This window comes from Pseudomonas sp. ICMP 561, assembly GCF_002699985.1.
Taxonomy (GTDB): domain Bacteria; phylum Pseudomonadota; class Gammaproteobacteria; order Pseudomonadales; family Pseudomonadaceae; genus Aquipseudomonas; species Aquipseudomonas quasicaspiana.
Genome location: NZ_LKBT01000002.1, coordinates 224,212 through 235,709, shown reverse-complemented (window position 1 = coordinate 235,709; position 11,498 = coordinate 224,212). Strand labels below are relative to the sequence as shown.

Genomic DNA, 11,498 nt, shown 5'->3' with positions numbered 1-11,498 from the left:
GCTTACTCCTTCGCAGCCAGTTTGACCGCACGGTTTTCACGGTCCACAGGGCGCACCTGTTCACCTTCGTGCAACACATGCACACCCGCAGCGACGATCCAGTCACTGGCGGTCAGCCCTTCGAGCACTGGCACCGACTCCTGACCATAAGGTCCGAGTCGGACACTGACGCGTTTGAGGGTGCTGTCGGCCGCGACTCGCCAGACGTAATTGATGCCGTTCTCCGATGTCACGGCAGAGAGCGGTACCGACAGCGGCACGGCTTGCTCGGTCGCAATAAATACCCGCGCACTCTGGCCCAATTCCGCTGGCACTTTGCCGCTGGCGAAAGCAACACGCGCGGCGAAGGTCCGCGAACGCGGGTCAGCCGCAGGCGACAATTCGCGAATGCGCCCGGGGAAGCGTTGTTCGCGCTGAGTCCATAACTCGACGGTGACGGGCTGCCCTGTCTTGAAGCGGGCGAAGTTCTGTTCCGGCAGGCTGATCAAGACTTCCCGCTCACCATCAGCAGCAAGGGTAAAGACCGTTTGCCCGGCAGCGACAACCTGACCGACTTCCACCAGCCTTTTTGCCACCACGCCGTCCTGTGGCGCGCGCAGCACGGCATAACTGGTCTGGTTGTCAGCAACGGTCAGCTCGGCCTTGATCTGCTTGAGACGGGCCTCACCGGAGCGATAGAGATTCTCGGCGTTGTCGTACTGCGAACGGCTGACCATCTGCCGATCCATAAGGGTCTTGTAGCGATCCCGCTCGGAGCGCACCAGCTGCAGGTTGGCCTCGGCGGCGGCGACTTGAGCCCGCGTGGCATCCAGTTGCAGACGAACGTCCTGGGCATCCAGTTCGGCCAAGGGCTGATTGGCCTTGACCCGTTGCCCCTCTTCCACCAGACGCTTGCTGACCTTGCCGCCGATCCGGAACGCCAGATCCGGCTCAAAGCGGGCGCGGACTTCACCGGGATAACTGTCCACGGACTGCGTGGATGGCGATGGCTGAATAACCATGACGGGACGAATTGTGGTCGGTGCAGTTGCTTCCTGGCCACAGCCAGACAGCAGTGACATCAGACCCAGAGGCAGGACGAGGCACAGGAACTTGCGCAACATGGTGGAGGCCTTCGCAAAAGATACTTGGAATAATTGTACTGACGAGTATATTAAAAATTACCAAACTCACCAGTACATTATTAAACGAACATGCCTGACCATTCTCAAAGCAGCGCTCAAGGCAATCCGGGGCCCGGTCGGCCAAAAGATCAGGCCAAGCGCGGGGCCATTCTTGATGCGGCAAAAGAGTTATTTGTGCGCAATGGCTACGCCGGCACCAGCATGGATGCGGTTGCAGCAGAGGCCGGGGTTTCGAAGCTCACGGTCTACAGCCACTTCAATGACAAGGAGACCCTGTTTACCGCAGCCGTGGTGGCACGTTGCGAAGAGCAGTTGCCGGAATTATTCATTGAGCTGAACCGCGACTTACCGGCAAAGACCTTGTTGCTGAGTGTTGCGCGGGGTTTCCAGATACTCATAAACAGTCCTGAATCCGTTGAGTTGCACCGCCTGATGGTGACGCTGGGCACTCAGGATCCGAAGCTGTCGCAGATATTTTTCGCCGCAGGACCACAGCGGGTTCTTCAGGAAACCGAGCGTTTGCTGAGGCGTCTGGAGCAGCGCGGGCAACTGAAGTTTGAATCCGCCGGAACCGCCGCCGAGCACTTTCTCAGCCTGATCAAAGGCGTCTGCAACTTCCGCCTTCTGGTGGGCTGCGGCGAACGGCCGGATGAAGCCAGCGCAGAAGCTCATGTGCAGGACGTAGTGGCGTTGTTTATGCGGGCTTATGGGGTTTAGGTCCTGTTGGAGCGAGGCTTGCCCGCGAACTGGACACCTCGATTTATCTGAAAAACCTGATCATCGTTCTTCGCGGGCAAGCCTCGCTCCAACAGGCTTCACGGCTATTTCAACGCCTTCTTCGGATAGATGTCATACCGGCTGGATTTTCCATCCAGCGCATAGCTCGGCTTGGGGCCTTCGATGCACGGGGCTTTGCGTGGGCGTTTGACCACTACGCGGTGGGTGGCCAATGCCAATGCAGCTTCCAGCAGCGCAGGCGCGTCCATGTCGTCGCCTACCAAGGGGCGGAACAGGCGCATTTCCTTCTTCACCAGCGCAGTTTTTTCCCGATGCGGGAACATCGGGTCCAGATAGATCACTTGCGGCGGCTCGCTTTCCCAGCCCCGAATCAACTCGATGGAATTGCCGGTCAGCAAGCGCATCTGGCTAATGATCGAACCCACTTCCCGATCCTGCCGTCCACGGTTCAGGCCGTCTTCCAGCAATGCCGCGATGATCGGTTGGCGCTCGATCAGGCTCATCTGACAGCCAAGGCTGGCCAACACGAACGCATCCTTGCCCAGGCCCGCCGTTGCATCCAGCACCGAAGGCCGAACGCCAGGCTGAATGCCCACCGCTTTGGCGATCATCTGCCCGCTGCCGCCACCGAACAGACGCCGATGAGCCACCGCCCCCTCAACGAAATCCACCCGCACCGGGCCTGGCACGTCATCACCCAACTGCTGCAATTGCAGGCCATCGTCAGTCACTTGCAGGGCAAAGTCCGCGTCATCGTCCTCTAACGGCAGGTCCAGACGCTGTGCCCAATGCTCGGCCTGTTCCTGACTTTGGCTACCTGAGGGGCTACCAAGGGCTTCGACCCGGATGCGACTGCCCGCTTGTTGCTCACTCATTGTGTCCACACGCTCAAAAAGTGTTAATGATCGGCAAAATCTGCCGATAAAGAAGTATCAGGCATTCTGCCAGACCTACGACGTGTAACGATCGATATGTCAGACATTCAGCAATCATCCATAGGTTATCTAACGCACGCAGGTGATTTTACCCTGCGTAACAGCCGGGCTCTGGGCGGTGTTACCCAGATCTGGTCGGATGCGTTTGCCCGTGTGATGGCTGAACAAGTACGCGATACAACGGCTGAACCCATTGATCCAGCCAGCGTTGCGACTGATGTTGCAACAGGCGAGCCTGTTGCCGGTGCGCGTACACTGGGCAAGATCGTCGAGCAGCGCGCCTGCCCGGTTGAAGACATGCCACGTGTTCCTGCCGAGCCGCTGTTTCTGCCGATCGCTGAATTCGAACTCGACCTGCTGCCACCTCCGAACGAACCGTTCAGCATCAGCGAAATGATTGCTCAGCAACGCGATCTGGAGTTCGACAGCGAGTGGGTTCGTCCGAACGTACTCAATCCTTACGACGACAGCGTGATTCCAGGCCCGGGCCCTCAGCCTCGTCCGCTGCACTTGCCAATCGCCGAATTCGAATGGGACCTGGCTGACAAGCCCGCCCTGCCACTGGATGACGCCACCATGGTCGCCCAGCAACGCGCACTGAATTTCGACATGGGCTGGGCACGCCCGATCATTCTGCAAAACCTGCGCATGGCTGCTTGATTCCGTTGATTCGGTGACATCTCCAGGAGCTGCCGAAGGCTGCGAATGGATTCCCATGACATGCCGCCTTCGCAGCCTTCGGCAGCGCCTACATAAACATCTACCTCAGCGACACACCCGCCAACCGCCCATATCCAGATGAAAATGGTTTTGATGCGCCGCGTTGTAATCAGGCCCTAACACCGTATTGAAGTTCTTACAGGCTCCGTCGCGAACCTCACGCAAGAACCGGCCCTTGTCGCCCTCGTTCTTCCAGTCCCGCAACAGGTTGATCCGCTGCCCATCGGCCAGGCGGAAGCCGGCGATGTCCAGCGCGTTTGCGGTTGCGTGCTGGCTCAATCGTCCGCTACTCCTACCGTAGACGTTGCGACAGGCAAAACTGCCCAGATGGTCGATACGCGTCACTCGCTGACCAAATACCGCCTGGGCTGCGGGCTGCAAGGTGTGAACTTCAAACAGCGCGTAGGCCACCGCCAACGGACAACTGGCGAGGAAGCTGCTGCTCAGCGCCACCTCTCCGCCCTGTATGCGCAGCACGCCGGTGAGCGGGCAATCAGCGGATGCGGGGCTGTCGGCTTGACGACTGAAACGCAGGCTTGATGAACTCAGCACCTGATCGCACAACTGCGGATCATTCTTGACGCGTGACAGCTTCCAGGAGGTCAGGAAGTTGGGCTCAGCCTGAATATCCAATGGCGCCCAGGGATTCCATTGCGCTGGCACCTCGATCCAGCCCCGCCATACCGCAGCGATGGCGCCCGCACAGAGCAGCAGGAAAACCAGAAACAGCGTCGAGCCCCGCACCCTCAGTCCTTGAACAAAGCATTGAGTTGGGCAAACGGCAGCGCTTGCTCAGCGTAGGTAAACGTCCCCTGGGTACGGATTTCTTCTGCAGCGCGGTACAAGCCGCCGAACGCCGCGCGCACAAGGGATGAGCCGACGCTGATACGCTTCACGCCGCACTCACTGAGCTCAGCGACCGTCAGCGTGACACCGCCCAGCCCCATCAACACGTTGACTGGCTTGGGGGCAACGGCACGGACCACCGCAATAACCTCTTCGCGAGTGCGCAGGCCGGGCGCGTATAGCACGTCAGCACCGGCATCGGCGTAGGCCTTCAGCCTGTTCAAGGTGTCCGCAAAATCCATCCGGTCGTTGAGCAGATTTTCCGCTCGTGCAGTCAACATGAACGGGAACGGCAAGCTGCGTGCAGCCAGCGCCGCCGCCCTGACCCGCGCTACGGACAATTCGAAATCATAAATCGGCTGATCGGTCTTGCCGGTGGCGTCTTCGATAGAAGCACCAACGATGCCGGTCCGCGCCGCCGCCAGCAGATTGGCTGCACAGTCTTCAGGGCTATCGGCGAAACAGTTTTCAAGATCGGCGGCGACCGGCAAGTCTGTTGAGGTAACGATTGCCCGGATGTTTTCCAACGATTCGGCGAAGCTCAGCGCACCTTCGGCATCCGCCCGACCCAAGGTGAAAGCCAGACCCGCGCTGGTGGTGGCCAACGCTTCGAAGCCCATGGAGGCCAACAGTTTGGCCGACCCTGCGTCCCACGGATTGGGGATCACAAAAGCATGATCACGCTCGTGCAGTGCCTTGAAAGTTTGTGCGCGAAGAAGCTGTTGCGAATCCATTGCTGACTCCTGTAATCGTTAATACGGCTATTGAAGCCATAGTTATCGACCTCAGAGCAAGCCCAGTTGCTGCACCGGTGGTGCGCGCTCCAGTTCTACCAATGGCGGCAAACCTGGCAAGCGTTCCATCAACTGACTGTGGAAACGTCGGGCCAGAAGCGGCGCTTCGAGGTTGTCCGGGGTGTGCAGGAACACATAAGGCGTACGCCCTTCTTCAATCCAGGCTGCGACTTTAGCCACCCACTGGAGCAGAAACGGGTCATTGGCCTCCAGCACGGGATGACCAATGAAGCGCACCTGCGGAAATTGAGTCAGCGCTGCCGGACGGGCGGGGACCTTGGGTTTCTTCGACTGTGCATGCAGTACCGCCGGATCGCTGGAAACACAGCTGAACAACGCGCGTGAGTCCAGACAGATGCGCTCAACGCCACGTTCCAGCAAAAGGCGATTGAGCATGCGCTCTTCATCACCCTTTTCGAAAAACGCCATATTGCGCACCTCGACGGCCAACGGGCAGTTCAGCTCGTCAATAAACGTGACGAGTTCGGCCAGCCGCTGCGGCGTGAAGCTGGCAGGCAACTGAAGCCAGAAAGGTGCAACGCGTTCGCCCAAGGGTGCAAGCAACTGGATGAATGTTTCCGCGGCCTGCAATTGGAGGCGCAAATCACCGCCATGGCTGATGTCGCCGGGAAATTTGGCCGTAAAGCGAAAATCATCGGGCAGCACTTCAGCCCAGCGCTGCACAGTGGAGGGCGCAGGCCGCGCGTAAAAAGTGGTGTTGCCTTCAACGGCGTTGAAGACCTGTGAGTACAAGCCCAGGAATTCATTGCTGCGAGCGTCTTCTGGATAGAGTGATTCGCGCCAGGCGTTTTCACTCCATGACGGACATCCTAGAAAGTAAGGCAGGCGGGAATCATTCAAACGTGGAGATCAAGCCCTGAAACTTCCAAATCCCAGTCAACGAAGCTGGCGGTGGTCAGGTAACTGGCCAGCGCGGTTGCAACGCGAGTGCTCATGGAACGCGGGAAGATGATGTCTTGCGGACGTGCAGGAACGTTGGCAGTCGAATTGGCCTGTGCATTACCACCGGAGCGAGCACTTTGCGCTGGCTGCTGGGCAACTTCGGCGTCGTTTTCGACTTCTTCGAAGGTGCCATCAACGATCGCAGGCTGATTACGCGGCTTGCGTTTGATGGGGTATGAACGTTGTGAAGGGCCGTCTATGCGCATTAGTGCGTACTCTGCATCTTATAGTGGCAATCTAACTTCACGGGCAGAGTGTTGCAATTACCCGAACGATAACTAGACCACACAATTTGAAAAAGTTTCGCAACAAGCGGGAAGTTGGGGATTTTAGGCGATGAAAGGTCGTGTTTTGGCAGGTTAGCGCTGATCTCGTAGGACCGGCTTTAGCCGGGAGGGCGGCATTCCTGACAACACAACCAGAGAATGTGTCGTACTCCTCCCGGCTAAAGCCGGTCCTACAGGACAGCGCACCTGACGGGGATCATCGGGCTTTGGGCGTGGCCACTTTATCCCGCAAATAAACCGGCTGGGCATCGTCTGCAACGATGGCCTCACCGCGCTGCCAGGCGAAGGTCGCCAGGGTCAGTAAATCCTGAGCGTGGGGCAGCATACTGGCGTCGTGGCCTATGACGCTGACCGGTAGACGTTCGACATAGTCCCAGCCTGTGCCGGACCCAAACCATTCACCACTCGCATCAACGGGCAAAGCAACCTGCTCTGGCGGCAGTACCGCTTCGGCGCCAAGGAGACGCATCTCCCCCGCCACCTCGCGATAGCAACCCCAATAAACCTCATCCATGCGCGCATCGATGGCCGACGCAACCTGATGGGCTCCGTGCTCGCGCATGGCTCGCTGGGCCAGCACTGCCAGATTGGAAACGGGGAGCACCGGACGCTCCAGACCAAAGGCCAACCCCTGCACCACGCCAATGGCGATCCGCACGCCCGTAAAGGCGCCCGGGCCACGGCCAAAAGCGATGGCATCCAGCGCTGAAAGGCCAATACCCGCCTCTGCCATGATCGCTTTGATCATGGGCAGCAGGCGCTGGGCGTGCAGGCGCGGAATCACCTCGTAGTGGCTCAGCACCTTGCCGTCGTGCAGCAAAGCAACCGAGCAGGCTTCAGTGGCGGTGTCCAGGGCCAGCAAGGTGGTCATCAGGGTTATCCATCGAGATCAAAAAAGGGGCGCATTATAAATGACAAAACGGCCCGCAAGCGGACCGTTTGTTGACTCAACCAGCGCTGTCAGTTCAGGGCTTCAAGCACTTTTCTGGTGATATCTTCAACAGAACCGACGCCTGCAATATGGCTGCACTTTGGCTTGCCATTTTTCGCTTCGAGTTTACTGTAGAACTCAACCAACGGTTTGGTCTGTTCGTGATACACGGCCAGACGAAGGCGGACGGTTTCTTCAACGTCGTCCTTGCGCTGCTTCAGTGGCTCGCCGGTCACATCGTCAATGCCTTCAACCTTGGGCGGATTGAAAATGGTGTGATAAATACGGCCAGAGCCCTCGTGTACACGGCGACCGGACATGCGCTTGACGATTTCCTCGTCATCTACAGCGATTTCCAGCACGTGGTCGATTTCCAGACCCGCCGCCAGAAGCGCTTCCGCCTGTGGAATGGTGCGGGGAAAACCGTCAAACAGCACGCCGCCGGCGCAATCAGGCTCGGACAGACGATCCTTGATCAAACCGATGATCAGGTCATCGGAAACCAGACCGCCGTTGTCCATGACGCTCTTGGCTTTAAGGCCCAGTTCAGTGCCAGCCTTGACGGCAGCGCGCAGCATATCGCCTGTGGAAATTTGCGGGATGCCGAATTTTTCGGTGATGAATTTTGCCTGAGTACCTTTACCGGCCCCGGGAGCTCCCAGCAGAATCACGCGCATCGATGTGCTCCTCAAATTTTTTATATGTAAACGTCGGATTCGCCACTACTGGACCAATCTCAAATGTGGTTCGAGCCGAAGAATGGCCAAAGGCTGATCAAGATACACAGCCGACACAAGTGGCACAAGCCGCCAAAAGTCGCAGTATCCACTACCCGGTCAGAGGTAGCAGAGTGCGAAATTGGTTCAGGTGGCTTGAGGCAGCCAAAAGCGCGCAAGTCATTGATGCCAATGGCGCACTGGCAATTGACGGCGCGCCATTAACGGAAGCGCTGACTAACCGGTGTTACGCAATCCGGCGGCAATACCCGCCACAGACACCAGCAGTGCCTGCTCCAGAGGACTGTCCAGACTTGCCTCACGGTTGCGTGAACGGGCAAGCAACTCTGCCTGAAGCAGATGCAGTGGATCCAGATACGTGTTGCGCAGGCTGATGAATTCAAGCGTCGCAGGGCTATGAGCCAGTAGTTGCGATTGCCCGGTCAGCCCCAGCACTACGGAGCATGCCTGCGACAATAGGTCGCGTAAATGCGTACCCAAATGTTGCAGTCTCGGCTCCACAAGACGCTGATCGTATAACTGGGCAATATCGTGGTCGGCTTTGGCCAGCACCATCTCCAGCATGTCGATCCGGGTGCGGAAGAACGGCCAGTGTTCACGCATTTGCCCCAGCAGTTCACCTTCGCCACGTTCGAGGGCCTTGTTGAGCGCCGCTTCCCAACCGAGCCAGGCGGGCAACATCAATCGTGTCTGGGTCCAGGCGAAAATCCACGGGATGGCCCGCAGGCTCTCGACGCCCCCTTCCCTGCGCTTGGCCGGACGACTCCCCAAAGGCAATCTACCCAGTTCCTGCTCTGGCGTGGCCTGACGGAAGTATTCGACGAACTCCGGATGCTCACGCACCACCGCGCGATAAGCGCTGACGCCATCGGCCGCCAGGTTATCCATCATCTCTCGCCATGCAGGCTCCGGCGGTGGTGGCGGTTGCAAGGTGGCTTCCAGCACGGCGGCCAGATATAGATTGAGGTTCTGCTCGGCGATGTCTGGCAGGCCGAACTTGAAGCGGATCATTTCACCCTGTTCGGTGGTACGGAAACGCCCGGCTACCGAACCCGGCGGCTGCGACAGAATCGCCGCGTGAGCAGGACCACCACCACGTCCGACGGTGCCTCCGCGACCGTGAAACAACAGCAGTTCGACTTGCTGGGCGCGGCAGATATCAACGAGTTTTTCCTGCGCCCGATACTGCGCCCAGGCCGAGGCAGTGGTGCCCGCATCCTTGGCGGAATCGGAATAGCCAATCATGACTTCCTGCGGGCCGTTCAGACGTGACCGGTAACCCGGCAGGTTCAACAACTGTCCCATGGCTGGCCCGGCGTTATCCAGGTCCGCGAGGGTTTCGAACAGCGGCACGACGCGCATAGGACGCTGCAAACCGGCCTCTTTGAGCAGTAACTGCACCGCCAACACGTCCGAAGCAGCACCGGCCATGGAAATCACATAGGAACCCAACGAGGCGGCAGGCGCAGCAGCGACCTCGCGACAGGTTGCCAGCACTTCTGCGGTGTCAGCGGCCGGCTTGAAGTGCGCAGGCAGCAACGGGCGTCGGCTGTTCAATTCCCGCAACAGGAAATCAACGCGTGCCTGCTCGTCCCACTCCTCATAGCGGCCAAGCCCGAGGTAGTCGGTAATTTCGGTCATAGCCGATTCGTGCCGGGTGGAATCCTGACGGACATCCAGACGCACCAGGAACAGACCGAACGTCACTGCACGACGCAGACAGTCAAGCAGCGGACCATCCGCGATCACGCCCATGCCGCACTCATGCAGCGACTGAAAGCAGAACATCAACGGCTCAAGCAACTCGCGATTATCATGCAGCACGGTATCCGGAGCGGGCTGCGTCACTGCCAATGAAGCCTGAGCCCAGTTACGGGTTGCGCGCAAACGCTCGCGGAGTTGCTTCAGAACAGCACGGTAGGGTTCAGCGCTGTCGCCTGCACTGGCGCGTAACGCATCACTGGCTTGCTGCATTGATAGCTCGGCCGCCAGTTGATCGACGTCACGCACATATAGATCCGCCGCCATCCAGCGGGCCAGCAACAGCACCTCCCTCGTAACCGCCGCCGTGACGTTGGGATTACCGTCACGGTCGCCGCCCATCCATGAGGCAAAACGAATCGGCGCAGACTCCAGTGGCAGATGAAAACCGGTGGCTGCATGCAACGCGTGATCGGCCTTGCGCAGGTAATTGGGTACTGCATGCCATAACGAATGCTCGATAACGGCGAAGCCCCATTTCGCTTCATCGACCGGGGTCGGTCGGGTGCGGCGAATCTCTTCAGTGTGCCAGGCTTCGGCAATCAGACGCTGCAGGCGCTCGGTGATCTGTTCACGTTCGGCGCTGCTCAGATCACGATGATCGAGGGCCGCAAGTTGTGCGGCGATGGCGTCGTATTTCTGAATAAGGGTACGCCGGGCCACTTCAGTGGGGTGCGCAGTAAGGACCAGCTCGATTTCCAGCTTGCTCAACTGCCGCGCCAAGGTCTCGGGTTTATGTCCTGCACTTTTGAGGCGGTCGAGCAGCTCAGGCAGCACTCGAGATTCAAACGGTTGCGGCTGTGAATCGTCACGCCGCCGGATCAGTTGATATTGCTCGGCGATATTGGCCAGGTTGAGAAACTGATTAAAGGCCCGCGCAACCGGCAGCAATTCGTCTTCGGCCAGGCCATCAACACTGGAAGTCAGCTGCTCGGCGCCTTCAGCCGAACCCCGTCGACCGGCCTTGGCGCCTTTGCGAATACGTTCGATCTTGTCGAGAAACTCACTTCCTCGCTGCTCGCGAATAGTATTGCCCAACAGCTCACCCAACAGATGCACATCCTCGCGTAACCGCGCGTCGATATCAGCCATCGTTCCTCTCCCCCTGATTTTTGTATGGGCGCCACCCGCCTCAAAGCGTTAGCGACTAAACAGGCGTGCAGAAATCTGATCTATCCCTTTTCTACCATCAGTGCAGCAAAATCAACAGCCACACCAACACCCGCTGAGTAAACCTTTTGAAATAACCGGCTAATCTCATCGGTGAGCCATGGCTGAGCACTAATGAATCAGCACTCCAGCAGACCTGCCATCGGTGGGCAAACGAAGAGGTCCCTATGAAAATCCGTGAACTCGCCAACCATTGGGAAGAGAACGCCAAAGGACGGCTGACCCAGACTGAATATGCGATCCACCTGGACATGGAATCCGCTGCGCGCCTGAGCGCGCTGACCGAGATGTACCCCAAACATCATCCTGAAGAGTTACTGGGCGAGCTGATCGGTGCAGCCCTGGAGGAACTCGAAGCGAGCTTCCCTTACGTCAAAGGCCAGCATGTCGTGACCACTGATGAAGAAGGTGACCCGGTCTACGAAGAAAGCGAGCACGCAATAGGAAAAACTCAAGGTCTCTTGAAAGCCGCGTAGAACATGGGTTTGCGAT

Annotated in this window: 12 protein-coding genes; 3 read left to right on the top strand and 9 right to left on the bottom strand. The window is 58.5% G+C overall.

Features of this window, described 5'->3' with window-relative positions:
- Window positions 1-2: 2 nt before the first annotated feature.
- Window positions 3-1,103, bottom strand: a complete 1,101-nt coding sequence (locus tag AO242_RS03525; protein ID WP_099267681.1) for an efflux RND transporter periplasmic adaptor subunit — start codon at window positions 1,101-1,103, stop codon at window positions 3-5.
- 90 nt (window positions 1,104-1,193) lie between these two features.
- On the opposite strand from AO242_RS03525, the gene AO242_RS03520 reads away from it, so the two are divergent.
- Window positions 1,194-1,841: a TetR/AcrR family transcriptional regulator gene (locus tag AO242_RS03520; protein WP_099267680.1), complete on the top strand. Its 648-nt coding sequence runs from the start codon at window positions 1,194-1,196 to the stop codon at window positions 1,839-1,841.
- 104 nt (window positions 1,842-1,945) lie between these two features.
- On the opposite strand, the gene AO242_RS03515 is transcribed toward AO242_RS03520, so the two are convergent.
- Entirely contained in the window at window positions 1,946-2,737 is a 792-nt protein-coding gene (locus AO242_RS03515) for a class I SAM-dependent methyltransferase (protein ID WP_099267679.1), read from the bottom strand.
- 96 nt (window positions 2,738-2,833) lie between these two features.
- Here AO242_RS03515 and AO242_RS03510 point away from each other — a divergent pair, with 96 nt between their 5' ends.
- On the top strand, window positions 2,834-3,457 hold the full coding sequence (locus AO242_RS03510) for an energy transducer TonB (protein WP_099267678.1): 624 nt from the start codon (window positions 2,834-2,836) through the stop codon (window positions 3,455-3,457).
- A gap of 105 nt (window positions 3,458-3,562) precedes the next feature.
- On the opposite strand, the gene AO242_RS03505 is transcribed toward AO242_RS03510, so the two are convergent.
- The 7 genes from AO242_RS03505 to ppc form a co-directional block, all read right to left on the bottom strand.
- The gene (locus AO242_RS03505; RefSeq protein ID WP_176560564.1) at window positions 3,563-4,261 is read right to left on the bottom strand and encodes an extensin-like domain-containing protein; all 699 of its coding nucleotides are present in this window, start codon (window positions 4,259-4,261) and stop codon (window positions 3,563-3,565) included.
- A 2-nt stretch (window positions 4,262-4,263) separates the two neighbouring features.
- A complete protein-coding gene (locus AO242_RS03500) occupies window positions 4,264-5,097 on the bottom strand; it encodes an isocitrate lyase/PEP mutase family protein (protein ID WP_099267677.1) in 834 nt (277 codons plus the stop codon).
- Between the two features lie 51 nt (window positions 5,098-5,148).
- Window positions 5,149-6,018, bottom strand: coding sequence for a DUF72 domain-containing protein (locus AO242_RS03495; RefSeq protein ID WP_099267676.1), 870 nt, complete (start codon window positions 6,016-6,018; stop codon window positions 5,149-5,151).
- Complete coding sequence (locus AO242_RS03490; RefSeq protein WP_027902465.1) at window positions 6,015-6,326, bottom strand: hypothetical protein; 312 nt, start codon at window positions 6,324-6,326, stop codon at window positions 6,015-6,017. The genes AO242_RS03495 and AO242_RS03490 overlap by 4 nt, the downstream gene beginning before the upstream one ends.
- A gap of 277 nt (window positions 6,327-6,603) precedes the next feature.
- Window positions 6,604-7,278, bottom strand: a complete 675-nt coding sequence (tsaB, locus tag AO242_RS03485) for a tRNA (adenosine(37)-N6)-threonylcarbamoyltransferase complex dimerization subunit type 1 TsaB (RefSeq protein ID WP_099267675.1) — start codon at window positions 7,276-7,278, stop codon at window positions 6,604-6,606.
- A gap of 89 nt (window positions 7,279-7,367) precedes the next feature.
- Window positions 7,368-8,015 (bottom strand): adenylate kinase, encoded by a 648-nt coding sequence (gene adk, locus AO242_RS03480; protein WP_095094409.1) that lies wholly within the window; start codon window positions 8,013-8,015, stop codon window positions 7,368-7,370.
- A 276-nt stretch (window positions 8,016-8,291) separates the two neighbouring features.
- Window positions 8,292-10,928: a phosphoenolpyruvate carboxylase gene (gene ppc, locus AO242_RS03475; protein ID WP_099267674.1), complete on the bottom strand. Its 2,637-nt coding sequence runs from the start codon at window positions 10,926-10,928 to the stop codon at window positions 8,292-8,294.
- 245 nt (window positions 10,929-11,173) lie between these two features.
- Here ppc and AO242_RS03470 point away from each other — a divergent pair, with 245 nt between their 5' ends.
- The gene (locus tag AO242_RS03470) at window positions 11,174-11,482 is read left to right on the top strand and encodes a hypothetical protein (RefSeq protein WP_099267673.1); all 309 of its coding nucleotides are present in this window, start codon (window positions 11,174-11,176) and stop codon (window positions 11,480-11,482) included.
- Window positions 11,483-11,498 lie beyond the last annotated feature (16 nt).

Excerpts from the sequence above, each read along its gene's own strand:
- AO242_RS03500 (WP_099267677.1), bottom strand. The coding sequence starts at position 5,097 with ATGGATTCGCAACAGCTTCTTCGCGCACAAACTTTCAAGGCACTGCAC.
- AO242_RS03510 (WP_099267678.1), top strand. The coding sequence starts at position 2,834 with ATGTCAGACATTCAGCAATCATCCATAGGTTATCTAACGCACGCAGGT.
- AO242_RS03470 (WP_099267673.1), top strand. The coding sequence starts at position 11,174 with ATGAAAATCCGTGAACTCGCCAACCATTGGGAAGAGAACGCCAAAGGA.
- adk (WP_095094409.1), bottom strand. The coding sequence starts at position 8,015 with ATGCGCGTGATTCTGCTGGGAGCTCCCGGGGCCGGTAAAGGTACTCAG.
- AO242_RS03520 (WP_099267680.1), top strand. The coding sequence starts at position 1,194 with ATGCCTGACCATTCTCAAAGCAGCGCTCAAGGCAATCCGGGGCCCGGT.
- AO242_RS03490 (WP_027902465.1), bottom strand. The coding sequence starts at position 6,326 with ATGCGCATAGACGGCCCTTCACAACGTTCATACCCCATCAAACGCAAG.
- AO242_RS03515 (WP_099267679.1), bottom strand. The coding sequence starts at position 2,737 with ATGAGTGAGCAACAAGCGGGCAGTCGCATCCGGGTCGAAGCCCTTGGT.
- tsaB (WP_099267675.1), bottom strand. The coding sequence starts at position 7,278 with ATGACCACCTTGCTGGCCCTGGACACCGCCACTGAAGCCTGCTCGGTT.
- AO242_RS03525 (WP_099267681.1), bottom strand. The coding sequence starts at position 1,103 with ATGTTGCGCAAGTTCCTGTGCCTCGTCCTGCCTCTGGGTCTGATGTCA.
- ppc (WP_099267674.1), bottom strand. The coding sequence starts at position 10,928 with ATGGCTGATATCGACGCGCGGTTACGCGAGGATGTGCATCTGTTGGGT.